The following is a 15,290-nucleotide window of genomic DNA, read 5'->3' as shown; positions in this document are numbered from 1 at the left end:
TGATCCTTCATATGTAAAAAATTGACCCCGCCGGAGCGATCCGGCGGGGTTTTTCTTTGGAATTCCATCGAGTTTAACCAATCATCGATTGTTGTTGGTCGAATTTTGGAAACGGGTGACGACCGCTGCTTGCTTCAAAAATGCAAGGCGATACTATTGCAAAAGTAATATCGCTTTGGGGGAGTTCTCAAGAATGGATCTGAAATTTGCCAATTTGCTCGTCGCTGTTCCAGCATTGGTATATGCTGCGTTGGTCGTCCCTGCCGTCGCACAGGAATCGAGCGGAGTTGCCGAGCGTGTCGAGCAAGGGCGTGTAGCGACTGAAGTTTTTGGACGTCGACCCTTCATGCAGTCGCCCCGACTGTCTCCCGACGGAACGAAGATCGTAACACAAATGGGCCGCAAGGGCGTCGATTTTCTGGGTATTATTGATCTGAACAAGCCGGGTTCGCCCCCAGACTTTTTCCTGCAGACCGAAGAATTTCGTGAAGTGGGTGACCGTACTGTCGCTAACTGGCGCTGGGTAGGCAATCGAACGGTTCTTATGACGCTTGTCTCGCGTGAGACATTCTTTGGCAATCGCGCCGATCTGACTCGGCTAATCGCTTATGATCTCGAAACCAAAAAGCTCACTCCTCTCGCGTGGGAGGGAACCACCGCCAACGGGTCAAACATACTCCATGTCGACCATGAGAATGAAACCATATTGCTGCAGCGCGGTGCGTTCCGAAATGGTGAGCGCCGTTTCAAGCCTGAAGTCATTAACGTAGCGGTTCGAACCGGCAAATTTGATACTGTTATGCAACCCAATCCAGAAGTGGATTCGTGGATTGCCGATGGAAAGGGTGTGATCAGAGCCTCGGTGGGCAATGATCGTGATACCGGCAAAGTTCGCATAATGTATCGGTCGGGCAGCAACGGTCATCTGGAGACCGTTTACAACAAAGCTGACCCAACATTCACCTCAGCGGAATCCTATCCGGAAATTTTCCTCGACGAACCGAATATGGCGTTGGCAACCAGCAATCGTGACGGCTTTCAGAAAGTCTATAAACTGAACATGAAAACCATGGAACCGGTTGGCGCTCCATTATTTTCGGTCGATGGCTATGACGTTTCGGCCTTGATTCCCGACTATCACAATAATCGCTTGGCAGGCGTAAGCTACACAAGCGATCGGTTCAGAGTGAAATATTTCGACCCCAAGCTGGCTGAAATCCAGAAGATTCTGGATGAAGATTATGGTCCTGGAAATGCGGTTATTGGATCTTATGACAAGAGCTATGATCGACTGATTGTCGCTTTGGCGAAGCCCGAGCAGCGATGGACCTATCATCTCTACGATATAAAAACCGGAGATTTCCGTCGTCTTGGCTATGCGGACGATACCCTGCGCAATGCACAACTCAATCCGGTAAAGATGGTGCGCTATCCGGCGAGTGATGGCGAATCGATAGAGGCGGTGTTGACCCTGCCGCGTCACCGTCTCGGCAAGAAAAACCTGCCCGTAGTCATGATTACCCATGGAGGTCCGTTCGGCCCGAGAGATGACGCTAGCTTTGACAGTTGGGCGCAGGCTATTGCGGAACTCGGCTATGTCGTCGTGCAGCCCAACTATCGTGGATCGGGCGGTTACGGCAAAGAATGGATTAGCAAAGGCCGTGCAAACGGTTTTGGACTGCGGATGCAGGATGATCTCAATGATGCGATCGATTATCTGGCGCGCGAGGGGGTCGTTGATCCCAAACGCGCATGCATGATGGGCTGGTCTTATGGCGGTTATGCGTCAGCACGCGCCGCGCAACGCGATCCTGATCGCTGGCGCTGCACGATCGCTGGCGCCGGTGTTTATGATCTGCCTGAAATGCGTGCCTATGATGTCGACTATCTCGGGACTTTCGGCGCCAACTATCTTGCAAAGGGCGCTGCCGAACTTTCAGAGGTGTCGCCAGCCCGGAATGCAAAAGGAAAATGGTCGCCGATCATGATCGTGCATGGCGAACGCGATCAACGCGTGCCTGTCGGTCAGGCGCGGATATTGGTTCGTGCATTGAAATCTGCCGGAAAAAAGCAGGGGCAGGATTTCGAATATCTGGAACAACCCAAAAATACGCACAATTTGCCCTATGATGACGTCCATATCGAATGGCTGGAGGCAGCGGAGAAGTGGCTGATGAAGCACAATCCTGCTTACATAGAAGCCGACGGGGACAAGGCTCCTCCTATTACCGTTGCCACAAAGTAGGGGGCAAAGCCGTTTCGCCTAATCGGTCGCGTTAGAACAATTTTCGTTTTTTGTTGCTATCACCAAATGGCAATAAGGAAATTTCGATTGATGACCGTTTTTGGCGCATCTTTTTCTGCAGATGCCAGTGAACAACATCTTGCGGCGCAAACTGCACATGCGCCGCAAGATGTTCTGCGCGCCGAAATGTGTGCTTGGAGGCAAGCTGTTGCTGATCCAGTTTACTGTGCCCAATGGGACATGCTTGCTGCCGAGGCGACCGAACCAAATGCTTTTGTCGAACGGTGGTACCTCTGTGCCGCGTTGGACGCTTTAGACAAAAATAATCACATATATCTGGCCACGATATGGCACACCGACGAAATGATCGGCTTGATGCCTTTGCATTGCGAAACCCGATATGCTGGACTGCCAGTGCGCACCGTGCACAACTGGCTAAACCACAATGCCTTTCTTGGAACCTCACTAGTAGCACGGACCAAAGAACGACAATTTTGGACAGCGTTGCTATCCCTTTTTGATATAGAGAATTGCGGTTCTCTGTTCGCACACTTCAAAGGATTTGCACTCGACGGCACTGTAGCGAAGGCTTTGGAAGAGATATGTCGGGAGCAACGCCGCCGTTTTGCCTTGTTCCACCGCGAAGAACGGGCGCTGCTTGAACATGGTCTTTCACCTGAAGCCTATCTTGAGGCTACGTTACGAGGCAAGAAGCGTAAGGAGTTACGGCGGCAGCAGAACCGGCTGGCTGAACTGGGGCAATTGGATTTTCAGCGCACCGATGGCAGCGAGGAGATCGACGGTTGGATCGACGAATTTCTCGCCCTTGAACGGCGCGGCTGGAAAGGGGCCAATGGCTCTGCGCTCGACTGTGCCGATAGCACCCGCAATCTGTTTCGTGGCGCGCTCCACGGTGCTGCCAATGAGGGTAAGCTCGAACTGCTCGCGCTGCGTCTCAATGGGCGCGCTATCGCCATGCTGGTCAACTTCCTGACACCGCCGGGGGCATTCTCTTTCAAGACCGCGTTTGACGAGGATTATGCGCGTTTCTCGCCCGGAGTCTTGCTGCAGCTTCACAATTTGGCGTTGCTCGAACGTGATAATATCGAATGGTGCGATAGCTGTGCGGCGCAGGATCATCCGATGATCGACAGCATCTGGTCTGGCCGCAGAGCGATTGGCCGATATTCGGTTGCGATTGGCGGGCCGGTCCGCCGTGCAGGTTTTGCCCTTTTGCTGGCTGCGGAAAAGGCGAAAGGCCGATTGCGTCAGATCAATGCAGGAAAAATACATAAAGACAATGAGATGTCGTCATGACCCAGATTTTCAATGAAGATATCCGCGCGGAATTTGCGCGCAACTATCCCGAAACACCGCACCGTTTGCGGCATAATCTGCGCGATCATCCGCTGCTGACACTCGAAGCACTGGCGAAGCTCAGTGAGAGCCTGCCTGTAGCGTCGATCGAATATAATAAAGGCGACCTGCCCACGGGCGTCGATCCGAATTCGGATATCGCCAATGGTCTGTCTATCGGCGATACGATCCGCAATGTCGATACATGCCGCAGTTGGGCGGTGCTCAAAAATATCGAGCAGGTACCGGTATATAGCACTTTGCTGCTTGAACTGCTTGGTGAGTTGAAGCCGGTAATCGAGGCAAAGACTGGGGCGATGCTGATGCCGCAAGGGTTCATTTTTGTGTCTTCGCCCGATGCCGTCACGCCCTATCATTTCGATCCCGAGCACAACATCCTGCTGCAATTGAAGGGCAGTAAGACAATGACGCAGTTCCCGGCTGGCAACCCCGTCTATGCGCCTGACGAAACGCATGAAGGCTATCACACCGGTGGACATCGAAACCTTGTCTGGCGTGATGAACTGGCAGCAGGGGCAACCGACTGGCAACTCCAACCCGGCGAGGCCGTCTTCGTTCCTGTGATGGCACCGCACCATGTGAAGGTCGGGCCAGAGCCATCTATCTCGCTGTCGATCACCTGGCGCAGCGACTGGAGCTATGCCGAGGCAGATGCCCGCGCCTTCAACAGCATCCTGCGCAAATCGGGCATGCGCCCGCGCGCGCCGGGCCGCTACCCTGCACAGAATATGGCCAAAGCCTATGCTTGGCGGGTCATTCGCAAGCTGAAAGGGTCTGGCTAGAACCGCTTACGGAAGCTGAGTTCGAACACCCGGCCCTGCGGATCAAGGAAGCCACGCTGATAGCTGAGTGGTGTTGCGCCTGTATTGTCGCGAACCTTGATATAGTCGTTGAGCAGATTTTCGACGCGGAACGCGATGCGGCTGCCTTTCAGGAAGGGTAGCTTCTTGGTCAGGTTGCCGCGCTGGTCGAGGCTGATGAACAGGAAGCTGTTTAGGCTGAACTGGTCACTGAAATAGAGATCGCTGCTTCCGGGAAGTCCGCTGCCATCGGCGCGGGTTGCACCGCGATAACTGCCTTCGAAACGCAGCCCCATGCCCTTATGAAAAACGCCGCCGTTGAGCGATAGTTCGTGCCGTGGTGACCCACCAAGACTGCTGGTTGCGGAACCGTCGAGCAAGTCGAGCACCGGCACGCCGGGAGCGATCAGGATTTCGTCTTGCAGGCGATAGGTGTGGTACAGCGCAATCTGCCAGCGGCTCGGCGGGCCACCACCGGGCATCATGCCCATGGGGCCGCGTCCGCGACCGGGGCCGCCTGCGCCGGAACCGCGCCCGCCACCGCCTGGCGCACCGACACCTGGCCCGCGTTGCGGTTGTTTGCCGATGGGGCCAGACATGTTGAAGCCCCAACGAATGCGTTCGGAGCGTTCTTCGGCGAAGTTTACCGGTCGCTGGTCAAGCCGGATCAGTTGCCCGTTGGCATCGCGGGTCACGCGGCCGGGGAAAGCGGATTCGATTTCGGGCGTCAGCAGCGGAAAGGAAGAGGTCGTATTCTCGCTCTTATTCTTGAAATATTCGACCTGCAGGCTGAAACCTTCGATGAACTTCGGGGCCCAGTCGAGGCCGATTTTCAAATCCTTGCGGTTTTCGGCGAGCAAAGCTGGATTGCCGCCGGTCACAAGATCGATAAACCGGCTCTCGCCGCGCGCGAAGTCATAATAGGCGACATTGGGCGTCACGATCGTCGGGTTGCCCAACTGGCCAAGGCCGGGGGCGTTCTCGTCTCCGATGATAGATGCTGAAAGCGACAGCCCCTCGATTGGCGACCAACGCAGGCCAGCGCCATATTCGATCAGCGTGCCGAAATCCGACAGGTCGGTAAAGCCCATATTACCGTTGATCGAAAAATCGCCGATCGCGCCCAGCGCACCCACTCCGCGGTCAACCAGTGGAATTTCGACGTTGAAGGCGCTATTGATATTGTCGCGATTGAGTCCAACGACGGAATCCACGCCACGTCGATAGGCGCTGCTGTCGATCGTCTGGCGGTCATAGCCATTGCGGATCGTCATCTGCACGTCGCCTGAGGGAAGCTCAAACAGCGTGCCCGAAAAGGTGCTGCGCAGCGACAGCGTCCCTGTCGTGCTGTCGGCAGTGTCGGGCGCGACAAAGAGCAGATTTCTGCCCAAATCCGGCGCAAAGGGATTGACTGTCCCCGCCGCTATGCCTGCACGCAGATCGGCATAATCGCCATTGGTCTGGGTAACGGTTTCGGTGTCGACTAGGGTATAGTCCCCAGTGAGGGCCAGCCGCCAGTCAGCGAGCAGAGTGTTGAACGAAACGCCGCCTTGTGCGGTTTGCGTTTTTACATCGCGGGTCAAAGGCCGCGGATCGGCGAAATAGCGGTTGAGCGTGACATCTGTTGCAAATGGCGAGAAGGGGTTTGTCGCTGGAACGGCTAGGCTGGCAAAGGGCAGGCCGAGCAGGCTCTGCTGGTCCTGCATTTCAAAACGCCCGTTGATCGACAAATTGGTCTGGGGGCCAAGCACCTTGCTCCATGTCGCATTGGTTGAAAAACGCTGTGAACTGGGCTGCAGCGTCCGGAAGGAGCCCAAGTCACCCGATGCGGCTAAATTGGCGGTGCCTGCAAAGCCGGCCAGTGTAGGGTTCGATGGAATAGCCGCTACGGTTACGATTTGTCCTGCAAGCGCACTCAAAGTCGGATCGATTTCTCCGCCAACACCGTTGCCCGTGATATTGCCTGCCAACGCAAAAGGCGCAGATGCATTGCTCGGGATGATCGCGCGTTCGTCCTCGGTTAACCGGCTACTGCTTTCGAACTGCGTGTCGATGTTGAGTCGGTTATTCTCGCCGATGCGGGTGAAGGTGGCTTCGAACTCCTTGGTGGTGAGGCCGCCTTTCTCGGGCAATTTGAAATCATATTCGACATTAAACGATGCGAAATCGGGTTTCAGGATGAAGTTGACGACGCGCTGGTCGGGACGGAAGCCATATTTCAGCGCAACTTCTTCGGGGAATATCTGGACTTGGCGGATCGCTTCGGGGGGGAGGTCGCGTAACTCGCGGAAGCTCGATACGCGCTGTCCGTTCAACAGGATGACAGGAGGACCGCCACCACCGCGCCCGCGTCCCGAACCGGCCTGCGGTGCAACAGCGGCCAGCAGGTCGCTGATCGACGAAGCCCCAATAGCGGCAATGTCACCTTCGGACAGTTCATCGATGGGTGGCGCGTCGGTATCGATCGACCCGGGCAACCGTGTTGCCGTTACAATGATGTCGGGCGTTGCTGTCTCGTCATCTGCAGCTTCGGTATCGACGACCGGGGCCTGGTTTTCGGAGGCTTCCAGTGCTTCCTCGCCGACCGCATTGGCCATTGCTGGCGTTGCCACAGCTGCGGCAAGCGCAACCAGACTGGAAGAAATCGGGGAAATGCGGGGAGAGGGCATTATGGGTTCCGTTATATTCTTGGTTTCGGTGGCCTTTATCGCGATAGCTTGTCGCAGATACAGCCCATAGATGTCACAATTTGTCGCAGCTATCAGGCAAAAAGCCCGTAATCTTCGACGAACCGATTGAAGCCGCATGCTCTTCCCTTTTTGTGACAAAAGGCCTAAGGGCGCTCCCAAGTTGAACTACAGAAACTTCACAGGGGCCGAATGGCAAAAGAAGAACTGATCGAAATGCGCGGAACGGTGCGCGAATTGCTGCCCAACGCGATGTTCCGTGTGGAACTGGAAAATGGCCACGAAATCCTTGGCCACACCGCCGGCAAGATGCGCAAAAATCGCATCCGTGTGCTGGTTGGTGACGAGGTACTCTGCGAAATGACCCCTTATGATCTGACCAAAGGCCGGATCACGTATCGCTTCAAGTGAAGGATAGCGGCCCTTGCGGCTAGTCCTTGCATCCTCATCCCCCCGTCGCCGCGAACTGCTTGCCCGCATCGGCGTGGTTCCGGACCGGATCGCGTCCCCCGACATCGACGAAACGCCGCGCAAAGGCGAGCCGGCGCGCGTCTATGCGCTGCGTATGGCGGTGGAAAAGGCGCATGCGGTATCGCGCGAGGTTGACGAAATTGTGGTGGCAGGCGACACCACCGTGGCCGTCGGTCGTCGAATCTTGCCGCAGGCCGCCGATGCGGACATGCAGCGCGGTTTCCTGCAACTGCTCAGCGGGCGGCGCCATCATGTCTTGAGCGCGGTGTGCGTGATCGATGCCGAAGGTCGCGCGCGCAGCCGCGTCAGTGACAGCATCGTCCGTTTCAAACGGCTGGGCCCGGCCGAACTGGAAGCCTATATTGCCAGCGGCGAAGGCCTCGGCAAAGCAGGTGGCTACGCCATTCAGGGCAGGGCAGAGGCGCTGATCGACTGGATGGCAGGCAGCCATTCCGGCGTCGTCGGTCTGCCGCTTTACGAAACGCGCGCCTTGCTAAACGCGTCAGGCTATCCGGTCGAATGAAGTCGCATCTGCTCTGGGAGGTTAATCCCGGCGAGCATCGATTGGCGTTGATCGAAAATGGCCAACCCGCGGAGTTTCGTATCTTGCGGACTGTCGGCACCTTCGCGTCAACTTTTTCGGGTGACATCCGGGTTGCGCGCATTGTCGAAAATTTAGGTCTGCGAAAGGCACTGGTTCGGTTTGCCGAAGATGGTGAAGCATTTCTCGAACCTGCACCAATGCTGCCCGAAGGCACGCGTCTTGTGGTCGAAATTAGTCGCCCACCCATAGCGGAGCCCGGCCGCTGGAAACGCGCTATCTGCAAGCCCCGTCAAGACATCGCGATTGCCGATCTGGATGCGCATAGAACTTCACTCCCATCTGCAATGGTGCAAGCATCGGGTGCCGAAACCATAATTGTTTCTGATCAGATAGCACTTGCCTCGCTCCGCGAGATGTTGGGCGACGCCGAAATCGCGGTAACGATCGAGCCGGCTGCCTTTGACGCGGTCGACTTTGATGAACTGGAGCAGATTTCGGTTTCCGGTGAATTCGCGTTCGAAAATGGCCAGATTTCGATTGAGCGCACCCGTGCGATGACGATGATCGATATTGATGGCGGTGGCGATGCCGTAGCTCTCAATCTGGCGGCTGCCAGCGAGATACCCCGCCTGTTGCGATTGCTCGACATTGGTGGGCAAGTGGGAATTGATTTCCTTGCGATGCCGGATAGAAGCACCCGTCTCTCGGTCGATTCGGCCCTAGCCGAGGCTTGCAAGGCACTTGGACCCCATGAGCGGACCGCCATAAACGGCTTTGGTTTTGCGCAGATCGTTCGCCCGCGTCCCGGCCCTTCGATCCCGGAAGTTCTTTGCGGAATTACGCCCGAGCGTCTTTCGCTCGAAAGCCGCGCAATCGCCCTGTTGCGTGAAGCGGCGCATTCGAAAGGCCATGGCCAAAGGCAATTAGTTGCCAATCCTGCAATTATCGACTTGCTGCGCAGCTGGCCCGACGAAGTTGCGGCGCTGCAAAAACAATTGGGCGCCGCAATCGAACTGGTTCCCGACTCGTCGGTCAGCGGCTATGGCCATGTGCATGTCAGCCAAAGCTAAAACCGCCAAATGTCCGCTATGCGGAAAGCCCGAGGTGCCGGAGCATAAACCCTTTTGCAGCAAGGGCTGCAAGGATCGCGATCTGCTGCAGTGGCTGGGGGAAGGCTATCGGATGAAAGGCCCACCGGCAGACCCCGATTTCCCCGAAGAGGTTTGATTTTGGGGCTGGACAAGCGCCCGCTGCCCTGCCTATAGGCGGCGCTCCAAATCGCGGTGTGCATGTGGCTGCGCCGTTAGATGCCTCGGTAGCTCAGTTGGTAGAGCAGCGGATTGAAAATCCGCGTGTCGGTGGTTCGAATCCGCCCCGAGGCACCACTTTCCTCCATGAAATTCGTCACCTGCGAGAATTGTCCTCCGTGACATACGATTAAATCTCCAAACGCCGTGCAATCGATTGTCAGCGGTCTTGCAGATTCACACTTTGCGGCGCATGAATGCGCATCATGACCGACTATATCAGGCTAGACAGCGTAGGCTGCACCGCGATTTGGGAAACTCGTCCTGACGAGGCACCATTGTGGCGCTATTGGGGGCCCCGGCTGGCGGAGGATGCTATGCCCGCCGGACAATTGCGGGATACGCGACCAGAGCCCAGTTTCTCGCTGCATTTCGACCAGCCTCTATCGGTTTTCCCCGGCGTTGGTTTGGGATGGTTCGGGCAAACGGCGTTGCTGGCGCACCGAAACGGCGGTGATTGGGCCCACGCCATTACCAGCTGCGCCGTCGAACCTGTCAGCAATGGCGTGGTCTTCCACCTTACGGACGAAATTGCGGCGCTCACCATTTCGATCCGCGCGGTTTTGGATCCTGAAACCGACGTTTTGACGCTATCGACATCTTTGCGAAACGATGGCGATGCGCCGCTTGATGTTCAGTGGCTGGCGGCAGGCAATATCCCATTGCCCGATGATGCTCAAATGGTGCGGTCCTATGGTGGCCGACACAATGGCGAGTTCGTGCCGATCGAGGACCGGCTGTCGCGGTCGCTATGGCGGCGCGAGAACCGCCGTGGGCTGACCTCGCATGATTGCTTTCCCGGGGCTGTTGTCGAATGCGCCGGGGGTGTGGCCTATGGCGCGCAACTGGCCTGGTCGGGCAATCATGTTCAGCAAATCGAATGGCTTGATGACGGGCGCTGGCACTGGCAGATGGGCGAATGGCTTGCCCCGGGCGAAGTGCGGCTTGGCAGTGGCGAGACAATCTCGACGCCCGAACTACTGGCGACCTGCAGCGGGGAAGGGGCCAATGGCGTTGCCTGGGCATTCCACCGCGCAATCCGCAAGCACATCGGCTGGCCGGGTGGCCGGATGAAGCCGCGCCCGGTTCATCTCAACACATGGGAGGGTTTTTACTTCGACCATGATCTTGATGCGTTGAAGGAACTCGCCGCTGCCGCCGCGGCCATCGGCGTCGAGCGCTTTGTGCTCGACGATGGCTGGTTTCAAGGCCGGAACGATGACAGCAGCTCGCTCGGCGATTGGTGGCCCGATGCTGATAAATATCCGGACGGGTTGGAACCTCTGGCATCGCATGTTGTCGGGCTGGGTATGGAATTCGGGCTTTGGGTAGAACCGGAAATGGTCAATCCTGAAAGCGAATTGTTCCGCGCCCATCCGGACTGGGCCATGCAGATTGCGGGGCGGCCCCTGCTTGCGGCGCGCAACCAGCTTGTGCTCGACATGGGCAGGCAAGATGTGCGCGATTATCTGTTCGAGCAGATTTCGGCGCTCCTGCGGGCGCTTCCCATATCCTATCTGAAATGGGACCATAATCGCGATCTGGCGCATGCCGGAAACAGCCCACGCTACCGCTCGCAAGTGTTGGGCGCCTATGCTCTGTTCCAGCGCTTTCGAGCGGCCTTTCCCGATGTGGAGATAGAGGCCTGTGCAGGCGGCGGTGGGCGCATCGATGCCGGAATTGCCGCACACACCCATCGTTTCTGGACCAGCGACAATATCGATGCCGTGTCGCGTGTGTCGATCCAGCGGGGCTATCTGCAATTCATGCCACCCGAATTGATGGGTTCACATGTCGGCGCTTCGCCCGCGCACAGCACAGGGCGCAGCCAATCGATGCGGTTCCGGTCCGGCGTGGCACGGGCGGGGCATTACGGGATTGAACTCGATCTGAGGAAATTGGGCGAGAAGGATCTGGCGCGTCTATCGGCGGGCATAACCGCCTATAAGCAAAGTCGCGACCTCGTTCACAATGGCCGGTGCTGGCGCGGCGAGGGGGCCGATGGAATAAGCTGGCTGGCCTTTGGCGATCCCTCTGATCTGATGATCCAGATTATTCGGATCTCGCCGCAAACCTTGCGCTTTGCACCTCAACTGCGTCTCCCGATGCTTCTGGATGATCGCCTTTACACTATCGAAACAGAGCGGCAGCCGACTATCACCCAATATGGTGGCTGGCTGGCGAAATCAGGCCTGTCACTTCCGCCAATGAAAGGCGAGGATGTGCTGTGGGTGCATTTGAGTTTGGCCTGAAAATGAGCTTTTACAGCGAGGGCAGGCCGCGATTGTCCAAATCCCCGACATTCATCTTCGTCGGCTGTCCAGGGGCTTGCAACAGCCAGCAGGCGATCGCTCCAACCGCTATCGCGACACCATAAGGGATGCGCCGGTCGGTGCGTTTTTTTCCGTCTGCTCCCTTTGTGAACCTGCGGGTAAGCATGAACATAATTGCCAGAACGAGACCAGCCATCCCGACATAAAACAGCAGAAAAGGCCCTTTCTGCAATGGGAACCATAAGGCGACGGCGGCATATAGTTTTGCATCCCCGCCGCCAAACCACTTCATCGCAAACAGCGCCATCCCGACAATCAAGGCAATGGCAAAATGCGCTGCGTGCCACCAACTGAATGCGGACAGGCCGACGATGGCGACATAACAGCCGTAAAGCGCCAGAAGCAGGGCGGGCATGAGATTGGGGATTTTGAACTGTTTCAGATCCGAATAGGCCGCACCAAGTAGCACGAAAGCGGCCGCTGCCAGAATGCCGTTTTCAATCATGGTGTTATTGTCCTATCCTCAGATATAATTTCGGGTCCTGCAGATTGTAAGGTTGCCCTAGCCCACAGCTCTTTGTCAAACCGCTCGCTCTGCAACAATGCTTGAGCATAATAGGCGCGAGCGACGTCATGCCGATCTGCCGCGCGGGCACCATCGCCCGCTTTTGCCAGAATGGCACTTTGTGTTTGGGGATCTTGCAAGGGTTCCAGCGGCGCGTCCAAACCGGCATTGGCGCGCATCATCGAAAGATTTGCTATTATGCCCGTATCATTGCCCATCGATACCGCCCGTTCCAGATCAGCCAGCGCGGCGCTTGTTTTGCCCGAATAGGCATAGGCCAGTGCCCGATTGTTCAAAAGCGATGGGTTGTCGGGTGCGACGGTCAATGCCTGATCAAATGCCTCCAATGCGGCGGTGGTTTCATTCTTTTGGATCAAAGCCAGGCCAAGAAGATTCCAGCGACCAGGATCGTCCGGGCAGGCCTCGACCGATTTTGCCAGCATTGAAATGGCTTGGTTCCAATCGCGATGCCCATAGGCCAGCCAGCCAGCGATGCCGGCATAGCGGCATTGATCAGAAGTTTCTGCAGCGACATCGGCGAGAGCATCCGCAGCGGCCGCGCTTTCGCCCTTTGCCATGTGCAACTCGGCCAACAGCAGGGATCGGCGTGCCTGCAACTCATCTGGCATCCGTCCCTCAAGCCATTGCAGCATTGATCCGGCCTGGGTCACGCGCCCTGCAGAAACTGCCAACTCTATCTGGGTGAGGTGGCTCTCTGCTGTTGGCAGATCCAGGCGGTCGTCATCTGCCGCAACCAAGGAAGGAAATTGCGACAGGGCAATCAGAAATCCGATGCAGCGACGCATCGTAAAGCTCATAATGTGGCCAGTGTAACCTCTTCCACACCCTCATCGTGGAAGAACGCATATGTGAATGTCTGCAGTTTCGCTATTTCCTCAACTTCCTGTGTGACATCATCTATGGCTGTTTCGATCTGCGCGCGTGCAATCGCGCCTTTCAAATTCGGGCTTTCGGCCAAACGAACTTCGTGTCCTTGCCGTTCGACTGCGATTGCACCTGGAAGCCAGGTAGCAAGACGCACGCCGAAACTGGCGAAATTGGTGGTCTCGTTTGCAAGTTTGGGCGTCGAGAGCCGGGTCACCAAACGCACTTCGCCAAGCGAAACACGTTCGAGGCGGATTCCTTCGCGCTGGACAGGCATGACGGCCTGTCGCGGCAGATCGGCCGGCTGTCGCTCGGACGGCAGATGGGGACTGCGCTGCGGTCCCGGCTTCGGCAAGTTGCGTGTTTCAATGGCCGCCGAATTAATGGTCAAAGCCGCATTCGGCCGATAAACTGCCGGAATGATTGCAGGCTTGCTGGTTAAGCCTGCCAGCCGAACGGTAGTATCTGTTTTATCAGTCTTCGTTCCGTGCTGTTCGGCAATCGCGCCTTCGATTTCCAAATCCGCCAGAGTCGGCAAATTGATCGGAGCAGCGATCACATGAACCGACGGTTCCACTGCAGCAATGGCCGATACAAATTGAGGACTTTGTGTCGGAGTGACCGCAACAGGAATTATATGCTCCGGCATTTGGGCTGTATCGTTTCGGGGTGAGGCTGCGTCGACCAACCCCAAGGCTAATTTGGGCTGGCCGGTGCGTTCGAACAAACGGGCCAGATTGCCGCGATATCGCATATCATCGGGGCTTGCCGAAACGGCGAGCTCAAAATAGCGCTGGGCAAGATCCTGTCGACCGATCCGGTCATAGGCGATGGCTAGTCCGTTATATGCGTCGCCGCTGTTAGGATCTTCGCGCAAGGCGGAGCGAAACGCGGAGATCGCATTCGCATTTTGCCCGAGCGCGAGAAGGCCGCGGCCTTCGGCGACCGGATCGGTTGCATCCGAACTTCTGTGTGCCGTCTCCACGCTGCGAATTTCAAGTCTCGCCTGCGGCTGGAAGGCAGAGCATCCACCCAGCATTGCGAAAGCAGCGACGGAATATGCGATTTCAAGCCGGTGATTTTTCATATTCATCCTCCCGCCATAGCTGGCGCAACTTGCCGGATAACCCTGATAAATGCTGGAAGCATAAGCACACCAATCATCACTGGTAGCATGCAGGCGACCAATGGGATTGAAAGCAGAACGGGTAGTCGATGTGCTTTTTCTTCCGCTCTTAACCGACGCTTCTCGCGCATTTCATTGGCATAGACCCTGAGTGTTTCACCGATGCTGGAACCAAGCTTGTCGGACTGAATCAGGAGTGTCGCGAAAGATTTGATCTCGTCGACTTGAGAGCGGTCAGCCATTTTGCGCAATGCCTGTTCACGAGAAGCGCCTGCGCGAAGCTCCAACGTCACCATCGACAAGAGTTCGGCTATCAAAGGATGCGAGTGGACCATTTCCCGGCCGACACGATCAAATGCCGATTCCATACCGAGTCCAGCTTCGACGCAAACCAGCGTAAGGTCCAGACTGTCTGGAAAGCCGTTGATCATGGCCTCGCGGCGGCGATCTGCTTTTGCAGAGATAAAGAGATTGGGAACGTAAAGCCCGAACACGGCCAGCAGGACGCCAAAAATATAGAGCTTCAACGCTGAGACTTCGATTCCGCTCACAAAAATATAGAGCAGAAGTAACCCCGGCAGCAGGAAAAGCGTGATCATCCGGATAAGGGTGAACAACTTTGGTGCAGTCGGAGAGGTATATCCCGCGGCCATAAGTTGTGCCCGCAACTTGTCTCCTTGGGAGTCAACGAGCGAAATACCTGCTTTTTCGATTCGGTCGGTCAGTTTTGCCCAGCCAACCGCAATCCGATCGCGTCGCAGACTGGCACCTTGGCTTGTACCTAGATTTCCCGAACCGAGCTCGTCAAGCCTTCCACGCACCGCCGAGCGGTTTAGGAGGTAGTTCGAAGCAAGCATGACAATGACGACTACGAAAAGGAAGATCAGCACCAGCAGGGCGATCCGCATAGATGTCGAAAGGGCAAAGTTAGCTAGCATTTCAAACCTTAAGATCAATCAGTCGGCGGATCGATATAAAGCCGATGATGTAGAGAACGATCAGCCCGATGA

General features: G+C 56.5%; 13 protein-coding genes and 1 tRNA gene. 9 read left to right on the top strand and 5 right to left on the bottom strand.

The window, feature by feature from the left end:
* Window positions 1-193: 193 nt before the first annotated feature.
* The 3 genes from ABL922_RS07390 to ABL922_RS07380 all read left to right on the top strand — a co-directional run bounded on the left by ABL922_RS07390 (window position 194) and on the right by ABL922_RS07380 (window position 4,404).
* The gene (locus ABL922_RS07390; protein ID WP_349023569.1) at window positions 194-2,245 is read left to right on the top strand and encodes an alpha/beta fold hydrolase; all 2,052 of its coding nucleotides are present in this window, start codon (window positions 194-196) and stop codon (window positions 2,243-2,245) included.
* 504 nt (window positions 2,246-2,749) lie between these two features.
* A complete protein-coding gene (locus ABL922_RS07385) occupies window positions 2,750-3,562 on the top strand; it encodes a GNAT family N-acetyltransferase (RefSeq protein WP_349023568.1) in 813 nt (270 codons plus the stop codon).
* On the top strand, window positions 3,559-4,404 hold the full coding sequence (locus tag ABL922_RS07380; RefSeq protein ID WP_349023567.1) for a transcriptional regulator: 846 nt from the start codon (window positions 3,559-3,561) through the stop codon (window positions 4,402-4,404). The genes ABL922_RS07385 and ABL922_RS07380 overlap by 4 nt, the downstream gene beginning before the upstream one ends.
* On the opposite strand, the gene ABL922_RS07375 is transcribed toward ABL922_RS07380, so the two are convergent.
* Window positions 4,401-7,091 carry a TonB-dependent receptor gene (locus ABL922_RS07375; protein WP_349023566.1) on the bottom strand — a complete coding sequence of 897 codons (2,691 nt, stop codon included), beginning with the start codon at window positions 7,089-7,091 and terminating at the stop codon, window positions 4,401-4,403. The genes ABL922_RS07380 and ABL922_RS07375 overlap by 4 nt on opposite strands.
* Window positions 7,092-7,301: 210 nt before the next feature.
* On the opposite strand from ABL922_RS07375, the gene infA reads away from it, so the two are divergent.
* From infA to ABL922_RS07345, 6 genes are all read left to right on the top strand, one after another.
* On the top strand, window positions 7,302-7,520 hold the full coding sequence (infA, locus tag ABL922_RS07370) for a translation initiation factor IF-1 (protein ID WP_349023565.1): 219 nt from the start codon (window positions 7,302-7,304) through the stop codon (window positions 7,518-7,520).
* Window positions 7,521-7,533: 13 nt separating this feature from the next.
* Complete coding sequence (locus ABL922_RS07365) at window positions 7,534-8,103, top strand: nucleoside triphosphate pyrophosphatase (protein ID WP_349023564.1); 570 nt, start codon at window positions 7,534-7,536, stop codon at window positions 8,101-8,103.
* Window positions 8,100-9,194, top strand: a complete 1,095-nt coding sequence (locus ABL922_RS07360; RefSeq protein WP_349023563.1) for a ribonuclease E/G — start codon at window positions 8,100-8,102, stop codon at window positions 9,192-9,194. Before ABL922_RS07365 ends, ABL922_RS07360 begins: the two co-directional genes overlap by 4 nt.
* On the top strand, window positions 9,178-9,351 hold the full coding sequence (gene yacG / locus ABL922_RS07355; protein ID WP_349023562.1) for a DNA gyrase inhibitor YacG: 174 nt from the start codon (window positions 9,178-9,180) through the stop codon (window positions 9,349-9,351). Before ABL922_RS07360 ends, yacG begins: the two co-directional genes overlap by 17 nt.
* 82 nt (window positions 9,352-9,433) lie before the next feature.
* Window positions 9,434-9,509: transfer RNA gene (locus ABL922_RS07350), tRNA-Phe, on the top strand.
* Window positions 9,510-9,637: 128 nt separating this feature from the next.
* Window positions 9,638-11,683, top strand: coding sequence for an alpha-galactosidase (locus tag ABL922_RS07345; protein WP_349023561.1), 2,046 nt, complete (start codon window positions 9,638-9,640; stop codon window positions 11,681-11,683).
* 10 nt (window positions 11,684-11,693) lie between these two features.
* Here ABL922_RS07345 and ABL922_RS07340 read toward each other — a convergent pair whose 3' ends face one another.
* Genes ABL922_RS07340 through ABL922_RS07325 form a run of 4 tightly spaced genes read right to left on the bottom strand, consistent with a single transcriptional unit; the run spans window position 11,694 to window position 15,188 of the window.
* Entirely contained in the window at window positions 11,694-12,209 is a 516-nt protein-coding gene (locus tag ABL922_RS07340) for a prepilin peptidase (RefSeq protein ID WP_349023560.1), read from the bottom strand.
* Window positions 12,206-13,087 (bottom strand): tetratricopeptide repeat protein, encoded by an 882-nt coding sequence (locus ABL922_RS07335; RefSeq protein WP_349023559.1) that lies wholly within the window; start codon window positions 13,085-13,087, stop codon window positions 12,206-12,208. Before ABL922_RS07335 ends, ABL922_RS07340 begins: the two co-directional genes overlap by 4 nt.
* A complete protein-coding gene (locus tag ABL922_RS07330) occupies window positions 13,084-14,241 on the bottom strand; it encodes a tetratricopeptide repeat protein (protein WP_349023558.1) in 1,158 nt (385 codons plus the stop codon). The genes ABL922_RS07335 and ABL922_RS07330 overlap by 4 nt, the downstream gene beginning before the upstream one ends.
* A gap of 2 nt (window positions 14,242-14,243) precedes the next feature.
* Window positions 14,244-15,188, bottom strand: coding sequence for a type II secretion system F family protein (locus ABL922_RS07325; RefSeq protein ID WP_349023557.1), 945 nt, complete (start codon window positions 15,186-15,188; stop codon window positions 14,244-14,246).
* Window positions 15,189-15,290 lie beyond the last annotated feature (102 nt).

The organism is Sphingorhabdus sp. (assembly GCF_040079335.1).
In the GTDB taxonomy this organism is placed as follows: domain Bacteria; phylum Pseudomonadota; class Alphaproteobacteria; order Sphingomonadales; family Sphingomonadaceae; genus Sphingorhabdus_B.
This window is presented reverse-complemented; position numbering and strand designations above follow the sequence as displayed.